Here is a 21240-nt window from a genome sequence, read left to right as displayed (position 1 = left end):
GGTTGGAAGGTCACGCGCCGCGGCGGCACGCGACGAGGTAGTTGATGTCGGCGTCGTTCGACAGCGCGAAGCGCTTGCCGATCGGGTGATACGTGATGCCCTTGATCTCCACGATGTGCAGATCCGTCGCCCGCACGAAGCTGGCCAGTTCGGACGGGCGGATGAAGCGAGCGTAGTCGTGCGTGCCCTTCGGCAGCATTTGCGCGATGTACTCCGCGCCGATCACGGCGAACAGGTAGGCCTTCAGGTTGCGGTTCAGCGTCGAGAAGAACACCCAGCCGCCCGGCTTCACGAGCGTTGCGCACGCGGCGACGACATCGCCGGGCGACGGCACGTGCTCGAGCATCTCCATGCAGGTGACGACATCGTAGGTGCCCGGTTCGCGTGCGGCGATCGCTTCGGCGGCGATGGCCTCGTAGTCGACCGAGATGCCGCTTTCGAGGCTGTGCAGGTCGGCGACGCCGAGTGCTTCGGTCGACAGGTCGATGCCTTTCACCTGTGCGCCGAGTCCGGCCATCGATTCGGACAGGATGCCGCCACCGCAGCCGATGTCGAGTGCGCGCTTGCCGGCGAGGTGCGCATGCGCATCGATCCAGCCGAGCCGGACCGGGTTCAGGTCGTGCAGCGGCTTGAATTCGGCATTCGGATCCCACCACCGATGGGCGAGGTCGCTGAATTTCTGGAGTTCGTGCGGATCGGCGTTGGTCATGTCGGCAAACGGGCTTCGGGAGGAGGGCGGTGCTGCGGTTCGTCAGCCCCGAGTATATAAGAAGCGGACGAGCGGCGAAGCGGCGAGCGCCTGGGCAAGCGTCAAAGAAAAAGCCCCGCCGGAGCGGGGCTTTGAAGCAGTCGAAAACCGCGGCTTAGTTTGCCGGAACGGTCGTCTTCTGGACTTCTTGCGTACCAACCACTTCGACTTCCACGCGGCGGTCCGGTGCGAGGCAGGCGATGAGTTGCTTGCGGTTCTTCTGGTTGCAGCCAGTCGTAACCGGGTTGCGCTTGCCCTTGCCTTCCGTGTAGATCTTGTTGGCCGGCACACCCTTGCTGACCAGGTACGACTTCACGGCTTGCGCACGGCGCAGCGACAGACGGTCGTTGTACTTGTCCGAACCGATGCGGTCCGTGTAGCCCGTTGCGACGACCACTTCCGTGTTCATGCCTTGGATCTTCGAAGCCAGTTCGTCCAGCTTTTGCTTGCCCAGCGGCTTGAGCGTTGCCTTGTCGAAGTCGAACAGTGCGTCAGCTTGATACGTGATCTTCTGGCTCGAGATAGCCGGAGCGACCGGAGCGACCGGCGGCTGCGGTGCCTGGGCGACCAGTGCGCCATCGCACTTCGCGTTGGCGGTGGCCGGCGTCCAGAACGCATCGCGCCAGCAGAGCTCGTTCGTACCGTTCATCCACACCCATTCGCCCGTGCCGTTCACCCAGTTGTCATTGACGGCTTGACGCGACGCCGGCACCGACTGTGCCGAAGCGGATGCAGCCATAACTGCGGTAGCTGCAATGAACGCGAGCTTTGAAAGTTTATTCATATTTCTCCTCTCGAAATTGAGATTACCGCAGGTTTACTGCGAGCCTGTTGACGGTGACAAGTCATACATTGCTCGAAGTATAACATTGGTGCGGCACAAAAAACGTGGCACCGCTCCTGTGTAGACTTCGAGCAGCGTCTAACTTTCAGTGCGTTGGCATTTTGCCATATCGTTCCCTTCCTACGAAAAAAAATCCTCCCCACCCTAAGATCGCTCCAACTTTGTGGTGCATGCGCAACACCGGCCTGCCGTAACTTTTAGAGATTGTCAAGAGCGGGGCGGCGAAATTGCGTTGGCGAGCGCAGTTGTTTACTCGTGCGCGAGAAACAAGTGCGATGCGATTGCCAGTGGCGCCGAGTCGAATGTGATTCTGGTGTGCGATTCCTGCCGGATTGGCGCCGCCGCAATTTTCGCTATTTATATATAGAGGGGGCGGCGAATTGGCGGCTGATGGGCGCATGTTAGAATCTCGCGTTGCGTTGCGCATGCAGCGCCCACGCGAAAGGCGTTCGCCGTCTTCGCTCCGAAACGATACGGATACATGGATCAATTCGCCAAAGAGACCCTGCCCACCTCCCTAGAGGAGGAAATGCGCCGTTCGTATCTCGATTACGCGATGAGCGTGATCGTCGGACGTGCCCTCCCGGATGTCCGCGATGGCCTGAAACCCGTGCACCGGCGCGTGTTGTTCGCGATGCACGAACTGAATAACGACTGGAACCGCGCGTACAAGAAGTCGGCGCGTATCGTCGGCGACGTGATCGGTAAGTACCACCCTCACGGCGACACCGCGGTCTACGACACGATCGTGCGGATGGCGCAGGACTTCTCGCTGCGCTACATGCTGATCGACGGGCAGGGCAACTTCGGCTCGATCGATGGCGACAATGCCGCGGCGATGCGTTACACCGAAATTCGCATGGCGAAGATCGGTCACGAGCTGCTCGCCGACATCGACAAGGAAACGGTCGATTTCGAGCCGAACTACGACGGCAACGAAATGCAGCCGTCGGTCCTGCCGTCGCGCATCCCGAACCTGCTGATCAACGGTTCGTCGGGTATTGCGGTCGGCATGGCGACCAACATCCCGCCCCACAACCTGAACGAAGTCGTCGACGCGTGCCAGCACCTGCTGGGCAACCCGGAAGCGACGATCGACGAGCTGATCGAGATCATCCCGGCGCCGGATTTCCCGACGGCCGGCATCATCTACGGCGTCGCCGGCGTGCGCGACGGCTATCGCACCGGGCGCGGGCGCGTCGTGATGCGCGCGGCGACGCACTTCGAGGAGATCGACCGCGGCCAGCGGATGGCGATCATCGTCGACGAGCTGCCGTACCAGGTGAACAAGCGCTCGCTGCTCGAGCGGATCGCCGAGCTCGTCAACGAGAAGAAGCTCGAAGGCATCTCCGACATCCGCGACGAGTCCGACAAGAGCGGCATGCGTGTCGTGATCGAGCTCAAGCGCGGTGAAGTGCCGGAAGTGGTGCTGAACAACCTGTACAAGGCGACGCAGCTCCAGGATACGTTCGGCATGAACATGGTCGCGCTCGTCGACGGCCAGCCGAAGCTGCTGAACCTGAAGGAAATCCTGCAGTGCTTCCTGTCGCATCGACGCGAAGTGCTGACGCGCCGCACGATCTACGAACTGCGCAAGGCCCGCGAACGCGGCCACGTGCTCGAAGGTCTCGCGGTCGCGCTCGCGAACATCGATGAGTTCATCGCGATCATCAAGGCCGCGCCGACGCCGCCGATCGCGAAGGCGGAGTTGATGGCGAAGCCGTGGGATTCGTCGCTCGTGCGCGAGATGCTCACGCGCGCCGAGAGCGAGAACGCAGCGGCCGGCGGCCGCTCCGCGTACCGCCCGGAAGGCCTGAACCCGGCGTTCGGCATGCAGAGCGACGGGCTGTACCGCCTGTCCGACACGCAGGCCCAGGAAATCCTGCAGATGCGTCTGCAGCGCCTGACCGGCCTCGAGCAGGACAAGATCATCGGCGAGTACCGCGAAGTGATGGCGCAGATCGCCGACCTGCTGGACATCCTCGCGCGCCCCGAGCGGATCACGACGATGATCGGCGAGGAGCTGGTTTCGGTGAAGGCCGAATTCGGCGACGCGCGCCGCTCGAAGATCGAGTTGAACGCGACCGAGCTGAACACCGAGGATCTGATCACGCCGCAGGACATGGTCGTCACGATGTCGCATGCGGGTTACGTGAAGTCGCAGCCGCTGTCCGAGTACCGTGCGCAGAAGCGCGGCGGTCGCGGCAAGCAGGCGACGCAGATGAAGGAAGACGACTGGATCGAGACCCTGTTCATCGCGAACACGCACGACTACATCCTGTGCTTCTCGAACCGCGGCCGCGTGTACTGGGTCAAGGTCTATGAAGTGCCGCAGGGCTCGCGCAACTCGCGCGGCCGCCCGATCGTCAACATGTTCCCGCTGCAGGAAGGCGAGAAGATCAACGTCGTGCTGCCGGTGAAGGAATTCTCGGCCGACAAGTTCATCTTCATGGCGACGTCGCTCGGTACCGTGAAGAAGACGCCGCTCGAGGCATTCAGCCGTCCGATGAAGAAGGGCATCATCGCGGTCGGCCTCGACGACGGCGACTACCTGATCGGTGCGTCGATCACTGACGGCGCGCACGACGTGATGCTGTTCTCCGACGCCGGCAAGGCCGTGCGCTTCGACGAGAACGACGTGCGTCCGATGGGGCGCGAGGCGCGCGGCGTGCGCGGCATGCAGCTCGAGGACGGGCAGCAGGTCATCGCGCTGCTGGTCGCCGGCAGCGAGGAGCAGACGGTGCTCACCGCGACCGAGAACGGCTACGGCAAGCGCACGCCGATCACCGAGTACACGCGTCATGGCCGCGGCACGAAGGGTATGATCGCGATCCAGACGTCCGAGCGCAACGGCAAGGTCGTGGCCGCAACGCTCGTCGACGCCGAAGATCAGATCATGCTGATCACGACGGCCGGCGTGCTGATTCGCACCCGTGTCTCGGAGATTCGCGAGATGGGGCGTGCCACGCAAGGTGTTACACTCATCAGTCTCGATGAGGGTACCAAGCTCTCTGGCCTGCAGCAGATTGCGGAGGCCGAGGAGGGTGATGGCGAAGCCGACGAGGCGTCGGACGGCGAAGCCTGAAGAACGGATGAGACTCTGGCCGCCGCGGGCGCGAAGCGCCGCGGCCGGCGAGCAACCATTCATATTTCCAAAAGGGAGTGATGATGCAAAAGCAATTCAAGCAACTGGTTCTGCTGGCTGCACTGGTGCCGACGTTCGCGATGGCGCAAGCGCTGTCGAATTCCGCACCGGCTGCTCCGGCGGCAGCTGCGCCGATCGACGCCGACAAGAAGGCAGCGATCAAGGATCTGCTCGACGCGATCGACGCGCCGAAGCTCGTGTCGGCAATCGGCAACAGCGCCGAAATGCAGGCGAAGCAACTCGTTCCGGCGATCCTGTCGGACGCGCTGTCGGAAAACAAGACGCTGAACGACAAGCAGAAGCAGGCTGCCGTTCCGACGCTGCAGAAGAATGCAGTGCCGAAGCTGGTCGATGGCGCAGGCAAGGTGTTTGGCACGCAACAGTTCCAGAACGATGCGATGTCGGCTCAGTACGACGCATACGCGAAGTACTACAGCACGTCGGAGATCAAGGATCTGACGACGTTCTACAAGAGCCCGACGGGCCGCAAGTTCATCCAGGTTCAGGATCAGGTCGGTCGCGACGTGGTCAACGGCCTGATGCAGAAGTACATGCCGCAAGCTATCCAGGCAACGCGCACGCAGGCTGACAAGGAAGTCGCAGCAGTCAAGCCGGGCAAGTAAAGCCGTCCGGGCACGCTCCCGGCCGTTCGGCCGGGTTTGGCGGGAGCCTGACGACAGTGCGATAATGGCCGTTTGCGCGTGAGCGCAAGCGGCCATTTCTTTTCTGGCGCGTTCTGCCGGCGGCGAGCCGGTCGCGTCCCTCCGAGGTTTTCACGATGCGCGTCTTTAATTTCTCCGCCGGCCCTGCGGCGATGCCCGAGGAAGTGCTGCGGCAAGCTGCCGACGAAATGCTCGACTGGCACGGCAGCGGCATGAGCGTGATGGAGATGAGCCATCGCGGCAAGGAATTCATGTCGATCCACGAGGCCGCGCTGACCGACCTGCGCGACCTGCTCGGCGTGCCCGCCAGTCACCGGATCCTGTTCCTGCAGGGCGGCGGTATCGCGGAAAACGCGATCGTACCGATGAACCTGCTCGGGTCGCGCAAGACGGCCGATTTCGTCGTGACGGGCTCGTGGTCGCAGAAATCGTTCAGCGAAGCGAAGAAATACGGCACGCCGCATCTTGCTGCAACCGGCAAGACGGAAGACGGCTTCACGCGGGCGCCCGCGCGCGCCGAATGGCAACTGTCGGACGATCCGGCCTACGTGCATCTGTGCACCAACGAGACGATCGACGGCGTCGAGACGTTCGAGATTCCCGATCTCGGCGACGTGCCGCTGGTCGCGGATGTCTCGTCGCACATCCTGTCGCGTCCGATGGACGTCGCGAAATACGGCGTGCTGTTCGGTGGCGCGCAGAAGAACATCGGGATGGCCGGCGTGACGCTCGTGATCGTGCGCGAGGATCTGCTCGACCGCGCGCTGTCGATCTGCCCGTCCGCGTTCGAATGGAAGACCATCGCCGCGAACAACTCGCTGTACAACACGCCGCCCACCTACGCGATCTACATCGCGGGCCTGGTGTTCCAGTGGCTGAAGCGGCAGGGCGGTCTCGAAGCGATCGAAGCCCGCAATATCGAAAAGGCAAAGCTGCTCTACGACACGATCGATGCGAGCAGTTTCTATCTGAACAAGGTCGACCCGGCAGCACGTTCGCGAATGAACGTGCCGTTTTTCCTGGCCGACGAAACGCGCAACGAAGACTTCCTTGCCGGCGCAAAGGCGCGCGGGCTGCTGCAGCTGAAGGGCCACAAGTCCGTCGGCGGCATGCGGGCGTCGATCTACAACGCGGTGCCGCTCGAGGGCGTGAAAGCGCTCGTCGAGTACATGAAGGACTTCGAGCAGCGCGGCGCCTGACGGCGGCGCTGTTCAAACAGCACGGCAAAACGCATGGACGACGAACTGAATTCCCGCCTGAAACCGCTGCGCGATCGCATCGATGCGATCGACGCGCAGCTGATCGCGCTCCTGAACCAGCGCGCCGCGGTGGCGCTGGAGGTGGGCGAGGTCAAGAAGCATTTCAATGCGCCGGTGTTCCGGCCGGAGCGCGAGCTGCAAGTGATCGCGCGGTTGCAGGACATGAGCGCGGGGCCGCTCGCGAGCGAGCACATCAGCGCCATCTGGCGCGAGATCATGGCCGCGAGCCGCGCCCTCGAGCAGACGATCCACGTCGCGTTCCTCGGGCCGGTGGGCACGTACAGCGAACAGGCGATGCTTGAATATTTCGGCCAGTCGATCGAAGGGCTGCCGTGCCCGTCGATCGACGAGGTGTTCCGCTCGGTCGAGGCCGGCGCGTCCGCGTTCGGCATCGCGCCGGTCGAGAATTCGACCGAAGGCGCCGTGTCGCGCACGCTCGACCTGCTGCTGCAGACGCAACTGGTGATCAGCGGCGAACTGGCGCTGCCGATCCATCACAACCTGCTGACGCAGAGCGGCACGCTCGACGGCGTGAAGCGCGTCTGTGCGCATGCGCAGGCGCTTGCGCAATGCCAGCAATGGCTCGCGGCGAATGCGCCGCAGCTCGAGCGGCAGGCCGTGGCGAGCAATGCCGAGGCCGCGCGTCTCGCGGCGGCCGATCCGACCGTCGCGGCGATCGCGGGCGACCGCGCGGCCGCACACTACGGCTTGCAGATCGCGTTCTCGCTGATCCAGGACGATCCGCACAACCGCACGCGCTTCGTGATCGTCGGCAAGCAGCCGGCCGGGCAAAGCGGTCACGACCAGACGTCGCTGATCGTGTCGGTGAAGAACGAGCCGGGCGCCGTGTTCAAGCTGCTCGAGCCGCTCGCGCGGCACGGCGTGTCGATGACGCGCTTCGAGTCGCGTCCGGCGCGCGTCGGCACGTGGGAGTACTACTTCTATATCGACATCGAAGGGCACCGGGACGATGCGGCGGTGGCGGCCGCGCTTGCGGAACTCGGCCAGAAGGCCGCGTTCCTGAAGATACTCGGTTCGTATCCGCGCGCACGCTGAGGCGCGGCGGCCCGTCGCCTGTTCGACAGGCGTTGCGGCTGGGCGGGCAGGGCAGGCCGGTCGGCGCTGCCGAAGGCGGGTTCGGGTGGCACTCGGCGCAGGTTGTGCCGGATGCGGGCCCGTTGCCCGGAATCTGGAATTCCGTGTGCGGGGCGTCGTCCCGCGCGCGTAACTTGGCTCTTGTCGTGTCAGGCTTTGCATTCAACAAACTGGTCATCTTCGGCGTCGGCCTGATCGGCGGATCGCTGGCCCGCGCGCTGCGCGAGCGCGCGCCGGGCGGCGCGGGCGAGATCGTCGGCGTGGGCCGTTCGCGTGCGTCGGTCGAGCGGGCGCTCGCGCTCGGTGTGATCGACCGCGCGGCGGCGCTCGACGACGATGCGCAATTGCGCGACGCGCTGGCAGGCGCCGATCTCGTGCTGCTGGCCGCGCCCGTCGCGCAGACGGGCCCGTTGCTCGCGCGCATCGCGCCGTGGCTTGAAGCGGCGACGATCGTCACCGATGCGGGCAGCACCAAGTCCGATGTGGTCGCGACTGCGCGCGAAGTGCTCGGCGCACGTATCGCGCAGTTCGTGCCGGGGCATCCGATCGCCGGTCGCGAGTCGAGCGGCGTCGAGGCCGCGTTGCCGGATCTGTACGTCGGCCGCAACGTCGTGCTGTGTCCGCTGCCGGAGAGCGCACCCGAATCCGTCGCGCGGATCGATGCGATGTGGCGCGCGACCGGTGCCGACGTGCGCACGATGAGCACGGAGCAGCACGATCGCGTATTTGCGTCGATCAGCCATCTGCCGCATGTGTTGTCGTTTGCGCTCGTCGAGCAGATCCTCGGCGAGGCCGACGCTGAATTGAAATTCTCGTACGCGGCGGGCGGCTTCCGCGATTTCACGCGCATCGCGGCGTCGAGCCCGGAGATGTGGCGCGACGTGTGTGTCGCGAACCGCGCGGCGCTGCTCGATGAACTCGACGGCTACACGCGCGTGCTCACGCGGCTGCGTGCGGCGATCGACGCCGGCGACGGCGCGGCGCTCGAAGCGGTGTTCACGCGCTCGCGCGCCGCGCGCAAGGCATGGCAGGAGCGTGGCGGCACGCCCGCTGCCGAACCGGTCAAGAAATAACAGGACGATTCCCATGGACTATCTCGATCTCGGCCCGTACTCCAGCGCATCGGGCACCGTGCGCCTGCCCGGCTCGAAGAGCATTTCGAACCGCGTGCTGCTGCTCGCGGCGCTTGCCGAAGGCGAAACGACGATCACCAACTTGCTCGACTCCGACGACACGCGCGTGATGCTCGACGCACTCGGCAAGCTTGGCGTGAAGCTCGCGCGCGACGGCGACACCTGTGTCGTTACGGGCACGCGCGGCGCCTTCACCGCGAAGACGGCCGACCTGTTCCTCGGCAACGCGGGCACGGCCGTGCGGCCGCTGACTGCCGCGCTCGCGGTGAACGGCGGCGACTACCGCGTGCACGGCGTGCCGCGCATGCACGAGCGGCCGATCGGCGATCTCGTCGACGGCCTGCGGCAGATTGGCGCGCAGATCGACTACGAGCTGAACGAAGGCTACCCGCCGCTGCGCATCAAGCCCGCGAACATTTCCGTCGACGCGCCGATCCGCGTGCGCGGCGACGTGTCGAGCCAGTTCCTCACGGCACTCTTGATGACGCTGCCGCTCGTGAAGGCGAAGGACGGCAAGACCGTCGTCGAGGTCGACGGCGAGCTGATCTCGAAGCCGTACATCGACATCACGATCAGGCTGATGGAGCGCTTCGGCGTGACCATCGAGCGCGACGGCTGGCAGCGCTTCGTCGTGCCGGCGGGCGTGCGCTACCGCTCGCCGGGGCGGATCATGGTCGAAGGCGACGCGTCGTCCGCGTCGTATTTCCTCGCGGCCGGCGCGCTCGGTGGCGGGCCGCTGCGCGTCGAAGGCGTGGGGCGCGCGAGTATCCAGGGCGACGTCGGCTTCGCGAATGCACTGATGCAGATGGGCGCGAACGTGACGATGGGCGATGACTGGATCGATGTGCGCGGCATCGGCCACGACCACGGCAAGCTCGAGCCGATCAACATGGACTTCAATCTGATCCCCGATGCGGCGATGACCATCGCGGTCGCGGCGCTGTTCGCGAACGGCACGAGCACGCTGCGCAACATTGCGAGCTGGCGCGTGAAGGAAACCGATCGCATCGCGGCGATGGCGACCGAGCTGCGCAAGGTTGGCGCGATCGTCGAGGAAGGCCCGGACTACCTCGTCGTCACGCCGCCGGAAAAGCTCACGCCGAACGCGGCGATCGACACGTACGACGATCACCGGATGGCGATGTGCTTCTCGCTCGTCAGCCTGGGCGGTGTGCCCGTGCGGATCAACGATCCGAAGTGTGTCGGCAAGACGTTCCCCGACTATTTCGACCGCTTCGCCGCGCTCGCCAAAGCCTGACTCCACAGTTCTGATGAAATCGACCCGACCCTTTCACCCGACTCCCGTCATCACGATCGACGGCCCGACTGCTTCCGGCAAGGGTACCGTCGCCGCGCTCGTCGCCGCGCACCTTGGCTTCCACCTGCTCGACAGCGGCGCGCTGTACCGCCTCGCCGCGCTCGCGAGCGTGCGCTACGGCATCGCGGCGGAGGACATCGACGCGCTGGTGAAGCTGATCGACGATCTCCACATCACGTTCCGCGAAGGCTGTGCGCAGCTCGACGGCGTCGATGTGTCGAACGACATCCGAGCCGAAGCGGTCGGCAACCGCGCATCGGCGATTGCCGTGCACGGGCCCGTGCGTACCGCGCTCGTCGCGCGCCAGCGCGCGTTCCGCAAGACGCCGGGCCTCGTTGCAGACGGGCGCGACATGGGCACCGTGATCTTCCCGGACGCCGTGCTGAAGGTATTCCTGACGGCCAGCGCCGAGGCGCGTGCGACCAGACGGCATAAGCAATTGATGCAAAAAGGTTTTTCTGCTAATATAGATGACTTGCTCCGGGATCTTCGTGAACGTGACGCGCGCGACAGCAATCGCGCGGCCGCGCCGCTGAAGCCCGCGGCAGATGCCAAGCTGCTCGATACGTCGGCACTTTCGGTCGATGAAGCCGTCGACCAGGTGCTGCAGTGGTACCGGGCACTCGGCCAGCCCGCCTGAGAGGGCGGGTAGCGGTAGGTGTTCCGTGCATAAGTGCGGAGCGTGTTTCGAACCCTTAACCCCGTGTGGAACTCGATCTGGCCCTTTCAGCCTGCCATTCCGGCCGGCGTGGCACAGCGATCCATGCACAATCAGATTTTTATGTCCGACCTGCAAACCTCCAACCCGAATACTGAATCTTTCGCGGCTCTGTTCGAAGAGTCGCTGACCCGCCAAGACATGCGCGCCGGCGAAGTGATTTCCGCCGAAGTCGTGCGCGTCGACCACAACTTCGTGGTCGTCAATGCAGGCCTGAAGTCCGAGGCTTACATTCCGATCGAGGAATTCCTGAACGATCAGGGCGAGGTTGAGGTGCAGTCGGGCGATTTCGTGTCCGTCGCGATCGACGCACTCGAAAACGGCTACGGCGACACGATCCTGTCGCGCGACAAGGCGAAGCGCCTTGCATCGTGGCTGTCGCTGGAAAAGGCTCTCGACAACAACGAACTCGTCACCGGCACGATCACCGGCAAGGTGAAGGGCGGCATGACCGTGATGGTCAACGGCATCCGCGCGTTCCTGCCGGGTTCGCTGGTCGACACGCGTCCGGTCAAGGACACGACCCCGTACGAAGGCAAGACGCTCGAGTTCCGCGTGATCAAACTGGATCGCAAGCGTAACAACGTCGTGCTGTCGCGTCGTGCCGTGATCGAAGCAACCCAAGGCGAAGAGCGTGCGAAGCTGCTCGAAACCCTGAAGGAAGGCGCGATCGTCAACGGCGTGGTCAAGAACATCACCGACTACGGCGCGTTCGTCGACCTCGGCGGCATCGACGGCCTGCTGCACATCACCGACATCGCATGGCGTCGTGTGCGTCACCCGAGCGAAGTCCTGTCGGTTGGCCAGGAAGTCACCGCGAAGATCCTCAAGTTCGACCAAGAGAAGAACCGCGTCTCGCTGGGCATCAAGCAACTGGGCGACGATCCGTGGGAAGGCATCTCGCGCCGTTACCCGTCGGGCACGCGCCTGTTCGGCAAGGTCACGAACATCACCGACTACGGCGCATTCGTCGAAGTGGAATCGGGCATCGAAGGCCTCGTCCACGTGTCGGAAATGGACTGGACCAACAAGAACGTTGCGCCGTCGAAGGTTGTCCAGCTGGGCGACGAAGTCGAAGTCATGGTCCTCGAGATCGACGAAGACCGTCGTCGTATCAGCCTCGGCATGAAGCAGTGCAAGCCGAATCCGTGGGATGACTTCAGCCGCAACTTCAAGAAGGGCGACAAGATCACGGGCGCAATCAAGTCGATCACCGACTTCGGCGTGTTCATCGGTCTGCCGGGCGGCATCGACGGCCTGGTCCACCTGTCGGACCTGTCGTGGAGCGAAACCGGCGAGGAAGCCGTTCGCAAGTACAAGAAGGGCGACGAAGTCGAAGCAATCGTGCTCGGTATCGACGTCGAGAAGGAGCGTATTTCGCTCGGCATCAAGCAGCTCGAAGGCGACCCGTTCAGCAACTACGTTGCAATGAACGACAAGGGCTCGATCGTCGACGGCGTCGTGAAGTCGGTCGATGCGAAGGGTGCGGTCATCACGCTGACGGGCGACATCGAAGGCTACCTGCGCGCATCGGAAATCGCGCAGGATCGCGTCGAAGATGCACGCAACGTGCTGAAGGAAGGCGACAAGGTCAACGCGATGGTGATCAACATCGATCGCAAGTCGCGCGGCATCAACCTGTCGATCAAGGCGAAGGATTCGGCTGAACAACAGGAAGCGATCCGCGGCCTGCAGTCGGACACCAGCTCTGCTGCGACCGGTACGACCAACCTCGGCGCGCTGCTGAAGGCGAAGCTCGACGGCCAGAACCAGTAAGCCTCACGAGGTCTGCTGAAGTATGACCAAATCCGAGTTGGTCGCGCAGCTGGCATCGCGATTTCCGCAACTTGTCCTCAAGGATGCGGATTTCGCGGTGAAAACGATGCTCGATGCGATGTCTGACGCCCTGGCGAAAGGGCATCGCATTGAAATTCGGGGTTTCGGCAGCTTTGGCCTCAACCGTCGCCCGGCGCGCGTCGGACGCAACCCGAAGTCGGGGGAGAAAGTGCAGGTGCCCGAGAAGTTCGTGCCGCACTTCAAGCCTGGCAAGGAATTGCGTGAACGTGTCGACGGCCGCGCCGGTGAACCGCTGAAGGCTGACGATCCGGACGACGAGCGTTGAGCGTCATCCGGTTTGCCCGGAACCCATCCGGCGAAGGCTGAAAAGAAAAGCGCCCCTTGCGGGCGCTTTTTTCATTTCCGGCGATCGCGACGCAACGGGCGCGAGCAGGATGTGCGCAGCCGCGGAAACGCATCCTTTACAATACGGGTCGATTCGGTGCGACGAAGGGGAGTCGCGCGCCGCGGCAAACCTCAACAAAGAGAGGGCTTCATGAAGTTTATCGTCTGGCTGATCCGGGTATTGGTGTTCGTACTGCTGCTGGTGCTTGCGCTGGCCAATACGCAAACCGCGACGCTGAATTTTGTTGCCGGCTATTCATGGCAAGCGCCGCTGATCCTGATCGGCCTGGCATTCTTTGCCGTGGGGCTGCTGGCCGGCTTGCTGTCCGCGCTGCCTTCGATCTTCCGCATGCGTCTCGAGAACGGGCGCCTGAAGCGCGATCTGCGCGCGGCGCGCGAAACGCCGGCCGTCATCGACCAGCCGCCGATGCCGCCCGTCATTTAACACGGACGCCGCGCGATCATCGCGCGGTTTTCGTCTCTGCTTCGATATTTCGCATGGATCTGGATTTCTGGTGGTTGCTCGCGATTCCGGTCGCGTTCGCGCTTGGTTGGGCGGCGTCACGCTATGACCTGAAGAATCTCCTGTCGGAGAGTGCCAACTTGCCGCGATCGTATTTTCGCGGCCTGAATTTTCTGTTGAACGAACAGCCCGACAAGGCGATCGACGCGTTCATCGAGGTCGCCAAGCTCGATCCCGAGACGGTCGAGCTGCACTTCGCGCTCGGCAACCTGTTTCGCCGCCGCGGCGAGACCGACCGCGCGATCCGCGTGCACCAGAACCTGCTGAGCCGCACGGACCTGCCGGTCAACGAGCGGGATCACGCGCTGTACGAGCTGGGCCAGGATTTCCTGAAGGCCGGCCTGCTCGACCGGGCCGAGGAGGCGTTTCACAAGCTCGCCGACGGCGATTACGCGCTCGGTGCGCAGCGCGCGTTGCTGACGATCTACGAGATCGAGAAGGACTGGAGCAAGTCGATCGATACGGCGAAGCGCATCGAGTCGATGAGCGACAAGCCGCTCGGCGTCGAAATTGCACAGTTCCACTGCGAACTCGCGCAGGACGCGCTGCAGCGCAAGAACGCGGCAGCGGCAGCCGAACAACTGCGCCTCGCGCTGAGCGTGAATCCGCAGAACGTTCGCGCGACGGTCCTGTCCGGCGACGCGGCGGAAGCGGAGGGCAATCACGCGGCCGCAATCGAGCACTGGAAGCGCGTCGAAGCGCAGAATCCGGCGTATCTGCCGCTCGTCGCCGACAAGCTGATGAAAGCGTATGTCGCGCTCGGCAAGAACGCCGAAGGCGCCGAGCTGCTGATGGGGTATGTCGACCGCTATCCGTCGAACGACCTGCTCGACATCGCGTACCAGCACATCGCGGGGTTGCGTGGCCAGGACGCGGCGCACACGCTTGCGCGCGCGCAGATGGAGAAGTCGCCGAACCTGTCGGGGATGCTGCATCTGCTCGATGCGCAAATCGCGGCGGCTGACGAACCGCGTCGTAAGGAACTTGAAATGATGCGTGCGCTGATCAAGCAGCGCACGAAGAATCTGCCACGGTATACGTGCCAGAATTGCGGTTTCCGGGCAAGGCTCTTCTATTGGCAGTGCCCCGGATGCAGCGGCTGGGAAACCTATGCGCCGCGCCGCGTCGAACCTGCGATGCCGGGCTGATCCCGGCACGCGGAGCCAACGCGCTGCGGTTGCCGCCGGGCTCGTTCCGGCGGCCAAGTTAGTCAATTACCGGGAAGTACCGGAACATCTATGAAAATCACCATCATCGGCACCGGCTATGTCGGTCTCGTCACGGGCGCCTGCCTCGCGGAGATCGGTCACGACGTCTTCTGTCTCGACGTCGATCCGCGCAAGATCGACATCCTGAACAACGGCGGGATGCCGATTCACGAACCGGGGCTGCTGGACATCATCGCGCGCAACCGCGCGGCGGCGCGCCTGCGCTTCTCGACCGACATCGAGGCGAGCGTCGCGCACGGCGAGATCCAGTTCATCGCCGTCGGCACGCCGCCCGACGAGGACGGCTCGGCCGACCTGCAGTACGTGCTCGAAGCCGCGCGCAACATCGGCCGCTACATGACGGGCTTCAAGGTGATCGTCGACAAGTCGACGGTGCCGGTCGGCACCGCGCAGCGCGTGCGCGGCGTGGTCGACGAGGCGCTTGCCGCCCGCGGTCTGGCAGGCAGCGTCGCGCATCGCTTCTCGGTCGTGTCGAACCCGGAGTTCCTGAAGGAAGGCGCCGCGGTCGAAGACTTCATGCGCCCGGACCGGATCATCATCGGCGTCGACGACGACGAGACGGGCACGATCGCGCGCGAGAAGATGAAGAAGCTCTACGCGCCGTTCAATCGCAACCACGAGCGCACGATCTACATGGACGTGCGTTCGGCCGAATTCGCGAAGTATGCGGCGAACGCGATGCTCGCGACGCGCATCTCGTTCATGAACGAGATGTCGAATCTGGCCGACAAGGTCGGCGCCGACATCGAGGCCGTGCGCCGCGGGATCGGCTCCGATCCGCGCATCGGCTATCACTTCCTGTACGCCGGCGTCGGCTACGGCGGCTCGTGCTTCCCGAAGGATGTCCAGGCGCTGATTCGCACGGCCGGCGAGAACGGCCAGCCGCTGCGCATCCTGGAAGCCGTCGAGGCGGCCAACCATGCGCAGAAGGATGTGCTGATCGGCAAGATCGAGCAGCGCTTCGGCGCCGACCTGACCGGCCGCGAGTTCGCGGTCTGGGGCCTGGCGTTCAAGCCGAACACCGATGACATGCGCGAGGCGCCGAGCCGCCGCCTGATCGCCGCGCTGCTCGAACGCGGCGCGACGGTGCGTGCGTACGATCCGGTTGCGGTCGACGAGGCACGGCGCGTGTTTGCGATCGATTTCGGCACCGATCCGGACGCCCTGGCGCGGCTGCATCTCGTCGAGACGCAGGACATCGCCGTGACGGGCGCGGACGCGCTCGTGATCGTGACCGAGTGGAAGGAATTCCGGAGTCCCGATTTCACGCGCCTGAAGGCCGAACTGAAGGCGCCGGTGATCTTCGACGGGCGCAACCTCTATGAGCCGGACGCGATGGCCGAACTGGGCATCGACTACTACGCGATCGGCCGGCCGCATGTCGATCCCCAGTCGTCCTCCCGTGGTTGACCACACGATGAATACTCTCCGCGAAGTCGTTCCGGTGCCGCGCGAGCAACTCGCGCGCTCGCGCGTGCTTGTCGTCGGCGACGTAATGCTCGACCGTTACTGGTTCGGCAACGTCGATCGCATTTCGCCTGAAGCGCCGGTGCCGGTCGTGCACGTGCAGCGCCAGGAAGAGCGGCTCGGCGGTGCGGCCAACGTTGCGCGCAACGCGGTGACGCTCGGCGGCCAGGCCGGGTTGCTGTGCGTCGTCGGTTGCGACGAACCCGGCGAGCGGATCGTCGAACTGCTCGGCAGCAGCGGCGTGACGCCGCATCTCGAGCGCGACCCGGCGTTACCGACCACGATCAAGCTGCGCGTGCTCGCACGCCAGCAGCAACTGCTGCGCGTCGATTTCGAGGCCATGCCGACGCACGAGGTGCTGCTCGCAGGGCTCGCGCGCTTCGATGCGCTGCTGCCGCAGCACGACGTCGTGCTGATGTCGGATTACGCTAAAGGCGGCCTGACGCACGTCACGACGATGATCGAGAAGGCGCGTGCGGCCGGCAAGTCCGTCCTCGTCGACCCGAAGGGCGACGACTGGGCACGCTATCGCGGCGCGTCGCTGATCACGCCGAATCGCGCGGAATTGCGCGAAGTGGTCGGGCAGTGGAAGTCGGAAGACGATCTGCGTGCGCGCGTCGCGAAGCTGCGCGGGGAACTCGACATCGACGCGCTGTTGCTCACGCGTTCGGAAGAAGGCATGACGCTGTTTTCCGCCACCGGCGAACTGCACGCCCCGGCGCTCGCGCGCGAGGTGTTCGACGTGTCGGGCGCGGGCGATACCGTGATCGCGACGGTCGCGACGATGCTCGGCGCAGGCGTGCCGCTCGTCGACGCCGTCGTGCTCGCGAATCGCGCGGCAGGCATCGTGGTCGGCAAGCTCGGCACGGCCACGGTGGATTACGACGAACTGTTTCACTGAGCGCATGCGGCGGCGCGACGAGCGCGCCGCACGCATGGCTCGCACTTTTCAGGCAGGACGATCATGACCCTCATCGTCACCGGCGCAGCCGGTTTTATCGGCGCGAACATCGTCAAGGCGCTCAACGAGCGTGGCGAGACGCGCATCATCGCGGTCGACAACCTGACGCGCGCGGACAAGTTCCGGAACCTCGTCGATTGCGAGATCGACGACTATCTGGACAAGACGGAGTTCGTCGAGCGTTTCGCACGCGGCGATTTCGGCAAGGTACGCGCGGTGTTCCACGAAGGCGCCTGTTCGGACACGATGGAAACGGACGGCCGCTACATGATGGACAACAACTTCCGCTACAGCCGCGCGGTGCTCGACACCTGTCTCGCACAGGGCACGCAGTTCCTGTACGCGTCGTCGGCGGCGATCTACGGCGGCTCGACGCGTTTCGTCGAGGAGCGTGACGTCGAGGCGCCGCTGAATGTCTACGGCTATTCGAAGTTCCTGTTCGACCAGGTGATCCGTCGCGTGCTGCCGACCGCGAAGAGCCAGATCGCCGGCTTCCGCTATTTCAACGTGTACGGCCCGCGCGAGACGCACAAGGGTCGCATGGCGTCGGTCGCATTCCACAACTTCAACCAGTTCCGCGCGGAAGGCAAGGTGAAGCTGTTCGGCGAGTACAACGGCTATGCACCGGGCGAGCAGACGCGCGATTTCGTGTCGGTCGAGGACGTGACGAACGTGAACCTGTTCTTCTTCGATCATCCGGAGAAGTCGGGCATCTTCAACCTCGGTACCGGCCGCGCGCAGCCGTTCAACGATATCGCGTCGACGGTCGTGAATACGCTGCGCGCGCTCGACAACCTGCCCCCGCTGACGCTCGCGCAGCAGGTCGAGCAGGGGTTGATCGAATACGTGCCGTTCCCCGATGCGTTGCGCGGCAAGTACCAGTGCTTCACGCAGGCCGATCAGACGAAGCTGCGCGCGGCCGGTTACGACGCACCGTTCCTGACCGTGCAGGAAGGCGTCGACCGCTATGTGCGTTGGCTATCTGGCCAGGTTTAAGCGGAAGCGTTGAATCGATAGACTGGGTCTCACGGTCGGCAGCCGCCGGCCGTTTTTCATCGGAGATCCAGCACATGATCAGGAAATGGTTGGCCGCAGCGGCAATGCTCGGCACGATCGCGTCGGCCTGGGCGGCCGTCGACGTCAACACCGCGAACGAGGATGCGCTCGTCGGCATCAAGGGCATCGGCCCGGCACGGGCGAAAGCGATTCTCGACGAACGTGGCGCACGCGGTCCGTTCAGGAATGCGGACGATCTCGCATCACGCGTGAAAGGCATGGGCGGTCATACCGTCGAGCGGCTTCAGCAGGAAGGCCTGACGATAGGTGCGGCCGGCACGGCTGCTGCGCTGCCGGCCGCGGGCAAGCCGGCAGCCGGCAAGCCTGCGGCTGCACCTGCCCGCACCGCGCAGAAGTAACGCGTCGCACGCGGCCGACAACGAGCTCCTTCAGTCGCCGTCGTTGCGACGGCTTCCCGCGGCATGCCGCGGGCTTTTTGCGTGCGCACGGCGTATGTGGCGGCCACGCGTTGCACGGCCGGCGTATTCCATCGTCGCAATGGGGTTGCCGGCGCGAGCAGCGGTGCTGGTTTACAATCGATCGATTGATCGGCCTCGTACTCACGGTATATCCATGGCTTACAAAACTATCGAAGACACGATCGGCAACACGCCGCTCGTCCAACTGGTCCGCTTGCCGGACGACGAGATTCGCGCGCGCAACAACGTCGTGCTCGCGAAGCTCGAAGGCAACAATCCGGCCGGTTCCGTGAAGGATCGCCCGGCACTGTCGATGATCAGCAAGGCCGAGGCGCGCGGGCGCATCAAGCCGGGCGATACGCTGATCGAGGCGACGAGCGGCAACACGGGTATCGCACTCGCAATGGCGGCGGCGATCCGCGGCTACAAGATGGTGCTGATCATGCCGGAAGACCTGTCGGTCGAGCGCCGCCAGAGCATGGCCGCCTACGGTGCCGAAATCATCCTGACGCCGGTGAAGGGCGGGATGGAACTGGCACGTGATCTCGCGGACGAGATGCAGCGCGAAGGCAAGGGCGTGATCCTCGACCAGTTCGCGAACCCCGACAATCCGGTCGCGCACTACGAAGCGACGGGCCCGGAAATCTGGCGCGATACCGAAGGGCGGATCACGCATTTCGTATCGGCAATGGGCACGACGGGCACGATCATGGGCACGTCGCGCTTTCTGAAGGAACAGAATCCGGCGATCGAGATCATCGGTGCGCAGCCGGAAGACGGTTCTCGCATTCCGGGCATCCGCAAGTGGCCGGAAGCGTACATGCCGACGATCTTCGATCGTAGCCGCATCGACCGCGTCGAGAGCGTGAGCCAGGCTGCTTCCGAAACGATGACGCGCCGGCTGGCAGCGGTCGAAGGCATCTTCGCAGGCATTTCGTCGGGTGGCGCATGCGAAGTCGCGATGCGTATCGCGCGTCAGGTCGAGAATGCGACGATCGTGTTCATCGTCTGCGATCGCGGCGACCGCTACCTGTCCACGGGCGTGTTTCCTGCCTGAACGCGGGCAGGCGCGCGTCGTGCGCCTGCGATAGAACGAGCGCCGCTTGTGCGGCGCTTTTTCTTTGGGCGATCGGTGTTTATTGCGACTGCGTTTCGGTATCGGCCGGCTGAAGTGCGCCGTTCGCTTCCATCTGTGCCTTCACGGCCTCGCCAAGCTGGTACACGGTGAGCGCGTAGAAGAAGCTGCGGTTGTAGCGCGTCAGTACGTAGAAGTTCTTGAGCCCGAGCATGTATTCGGTCGCGCGGCCCGGCGACGGCAGGTCGACCACCGTTACAGGCGTACCGGCTTCGGTGGTGATGTTGACCGCCGGCTCGTTCAGCGTCATGCCCGCGCGCAGCAGTTGCGACAGCGCCCAGTGCGGTTCGGGCTGGCCGTCGGCGGCGGCCTGTGCGATCCCCAGGCTGCCCGTATCGGGCGTGATCTGCCAGACCACCGGCCGGTCGGTTTCCCAGCCGTGCTGCTTCAGGTAGTTCGCGACGCTGCCGATCGCATCGACAGGACTGCTGCGCAGGTCGACATGGCCCGTGCCGTCGAAGTCGACCGCATACTCGCGGATGCTGCTCGGCAGGAACTGCGGGATCCCGATCGCGCCCGTATACGAGCCGAGCACGGTGGTCGGGTCGAGCTGGTTGTCGCGGGTCCAGACCAGGAAATCCTCGAGGTTCTTGCGGAACGTCGCCTGGCGGCTGTCGCGATTCGGTGTGTCCGGATAGTCGAACGTGAGCGTCGTCAGCGCGTCGAGCACGCGGAAATTGCCCATGTAGCGGCCGTAGATCGTCTCGACGCCGATGATGCCGACGATCACTTCGGGCGGCACGCCGAACTGCTCGGATGCGCGCTGCAGCGTTGCCTGGTTCGCCTTCCAGAATTTCACGCCCGCGTTGATGCGGATCGGCTCGATGAAGCGCGAGCGATAGACGCGCCAGTTCTTGACCGTCGGCGACGGGGCCGGCTTCACGAGCTTGACGGCCGTCGCCGAATAGCTGATGCGCGAGAACAGTGCGTGCAGGCTCGCGGAGTCGAAGCCGTTGCGGCTCACCATCTCGTCGATGAACGCGTCGACCTTCGCGTTGTTCGCGTAACGCTGTGGGACGATTTCCTCTTCGAAGGTCTGGCCCTGTGGTGTCGGCTGCTGCGGCTGGTCCTGTGCGACGAGCGTGCGCGCGGACTTCGCGGGTTGCGTCTGCGCGCCGGCAGGCGCGGCGCAGAGGGCCGCGACCACAGCGGCCGCAACGAGCGGGACGCGAACACGGAACAGCGCGGAGAGAAGGGCGGCAGGCTTGCTGGAATTCATGTCGAAGCGGGCGGACAGGGCGATTGGGTTCGGCGCAGTATACCCGACGGATCCGGCGCGCCGGGGCGTAGCGGGCCCCCGTTGTGGTAAGTTAGCGGCGAATTCGCGGCCGACGATGGACATCATTG

The 21240-nt window shown here is 64.4% G+C and carries 19 protein-coding genes; 16 read left to right on the top strand and 3 right to left on the bottom strand.

Features of this window, described 5'->3' with window-relative positions:
• Positions 1–10: 10 nt before the first annotated feature.
• On the bottom strand, positions 11–709 hold the full coding sequence (gene ubiG / locus G3N64_RS04965; RefSeq protein WP_205782649.1) for a bifunctional 2-polyprenyl-6-hydroxyphenol methylase/3-demethylubiquinol 3-O-methyltransferase UbiG: 699 nt from the start codon (positions 707–709) through the stop codon (positions 11–13).
• Positions 710–863: 154 nt separating this feature from the next.
• Complete coding sequence (gene ompA, locus G3N64_RS04960) at positions 864–1532, bottom strand: outer membrane protein OmpA (protein WP_085039744.1); 669 nt, start codon at positions 1530–1532, stop codon at positions 864–866.
• 541 nt (positions 1533–2073) lie between these two features.
• On the opposite strand from ompA, the gene gyrA reads away from it, so the two are divergent.
• The 16 genes from gyrA to cysM all read left to right on the top strand — a co-directional run bounded on the left by gyrA (position 2074) and on the right by cysM (position 19815).
• A complete protein-coding gene (gyrA, locus tag G3N64_RS04955; RefSeq protein WP_205782648.1) occupies positions 2074–4677 on the top strand; it encodes a DNA gyrase subunit A in 2604 nt (867 codons plus the stop codon).
• 83 nt (positions 4678–4760) lie between these two features.
• Positions 4761–5360: a DUF2059 domain-containing protein gene (locus G3N64_RS04950; protein WP_011351329.1), complete on the top strand. Its 600-nt coding sequence runs from the start codon at positions 4761–4763 to the stop codon at positions 5358–5360.
• A gap of 155 nt (positions 5361–5515) precedes the next feature.
• Complete coding sequence (gene serC / locus G3N64_RS04945) at positions 5516–6598, top strand: 3-phosphoserine/phosphohydroxythreonine transaminase (RefSeq protein ID WP_205782647.1); 1083 nt, start codon at positions 5516–5518, stop codon at positions 6596–6598.
• Between the two features lie 33 nt (positions 6599–6631).
• Entirely contained in the window at positions 6632–7714 is a 1083-nt protein-coding gene (gene pheA / locus G3N64_RS04940) for a prephenate dehydratase (protein ID WP_034206715.1), read from the top strand.
• Positions 7715–7899: 185 nt separating this feature from the next.
• Positions 7900–8826, top strand: coding sequence for a prephenate dehydrogenase/arogenate dehydrogenase family protein (locus G3N64_RS04935; protein ID WP_205782646.1), 927 nt, complete (start codon positions 7900–7902; stop codon positions 8824–8826).
• A 13-nt stretch (positions 8827–8839) separates the two neighbouring features.
• Positions 8840–10144, top strand: coding sequence for a 3-phosphoshikimate 1-carboxyvinyltransferase (aroA, locus tag G3N64_RS04930; protein WP_205782645.1), 1305 nt, complete (start codon positions 8840–8842; stop codon positions 10142–10144).
• 13 nt (positions 10145–10157) lie between these two features.
• Entirely contained in the window at positions 10158–10844 is a 687-nt protein-coding gene (cmk, locus tag G3N64_RS04925) for a (d)CMP kinase (protein ID WP_006476573.1), read from the top strand.
• A 123-nt stretch (positions 10845–10967) separates the two neighbouring features.
• On the top strand, positions 10968–12698 hold the full coding sequence (rpsA, locus tag G3N64_RS04920) for a 30S ribosomal protein S1 (protein ID WP_346778801.1): 1731 nt from the start codon (positions 10968–10970) through the stop codon (positions 12696–12698).
• A gap of 22 nt (positions 12699–12720) precedes the next feature.
• Positions 12721–13044, top strand: a complete 324-nt coding sequence (locus G3N64_RS04915) for an integration host factor subunit beta (protein WP_006486894.1) — start codon at positions 12721–12723, stop codon at positions 13042–13044.
• 210 nt (positions 13045–13254) lie between these two features.
• The gene (locus G3N64_RS04910; RefSeq protein WP_205782670.1) at positions 13255–13548 is read left to right on the top strand and encodes a LapA family protein; all 294 of its coding nucleotides are present in this window, start codon (positions 13255–13257) and stop codon (positions 13546–13548) included.
• Between the two features lie 53 nt (positions 13549–13601).
• Positions 13602–14774 carry a lipopolysaccharide assembly protein LapB gene (lapB, locus tag G3N64_RS04905; protein WP_205782644.1) on the top strand — a complete coding sequence of 391 codons (1173 nt, stop codon included), beginning with the start codon at positions 13602–13604 and terminating at the stop codon, positions 14772–14774.
• 90 nt (positions 14775–14864) lie between these two features.
• Positions 14865–16265, top strand: a complete 1401-nt coding sequence (locus G3N64_RS04900) for a UDP-glucose/GDP-mannose dehydrogenase family protein (protein ID WP_205782643.1) — start codon at positions 14865–14867, stop codon at positions 16263–16265.
• A 7-nt stretch (positions 16266–16272) separates the two neighbouring features.
• Positions 16273–17223, top strand: a complete 951-nt coding sequence (gene rfaE1 / locus G3N64_RS04895; RefSeq protein ID WP_205782642.1) for a D-glycero-beta-D-manno-heptose-7-phosphate kinase — start codon at positions 16273–16275, stop codon at positions 17221–17223.
• A 63-nt stretch (positions 17224–17286) separates the two neighbouring features.
• Positions 17287–18279 carry an ADP-glyceromanno-heptose 6-epimerase gene (rfaD, locus tag G3N64_RS04890; RefSeq protein WP_205782641.1) on the top strand — a complete coding sequence of 331 codons (993 nt, stop codon included), beginning with the start codon at positions 17287–17289 and terminating at the stop codon, positions 18277–18279.
• 74 nt (positions 18280–18353) lie between these two features.
• On the top strand, positions 18354–18698 hold the full coding sequence (locus tag G3N64_RS04885) for a helix-hairpin-helix domain-containing protein (RefSeq protein ID WP_205782640.1): 345 nt from the start codon (positions 18354–18356) through the stop codon (positions 18696–18698).
• Positions 18699–18912: 214 nt separating this feature from the next.
• Complete coding sequence (gene cysM, locus G3N64_RS04880; RefSeq protein WP_205782639.1) at positions 18913–19815, top strand: cysteine synthase CysM; 903 nt, start codon at positions 18913–18915, stop codon at positions 19813–19815.
• A 79-nt stretch (positions 19816–19894) separates the two neighbouring features.
• Here cysM and mltB read toward each other — a convergent pair whose 3' ends face one another.
• Positions 19895–21238 (bottom strand): lytic murein transglycosylase B, encoded by a 1344-nt coding sequence (mltB, locus tag G3N64_RS04875; RefSeq protein ID WP_205782638.1) that lies wholly within the window; start codon positions 21236–21238, stop codon positions 19895–19897.
• Positions 21239–21240: the final 2 nt, after the last annotated feature.

This window comes from Burkholderia sp. Ac-20344 (assembly GCF_017104975.1).
Taxonomy (GTDB): Bacteria; Pseudomonadota; Gammaproteobacteria; order Burkholderiales; family Burkholderiaceae; genus Burkholderia.
Note: the sequence above shows the minus strand (reverse complement) of the source record. Positions and strands in the feature narration are given on the sequence as shown.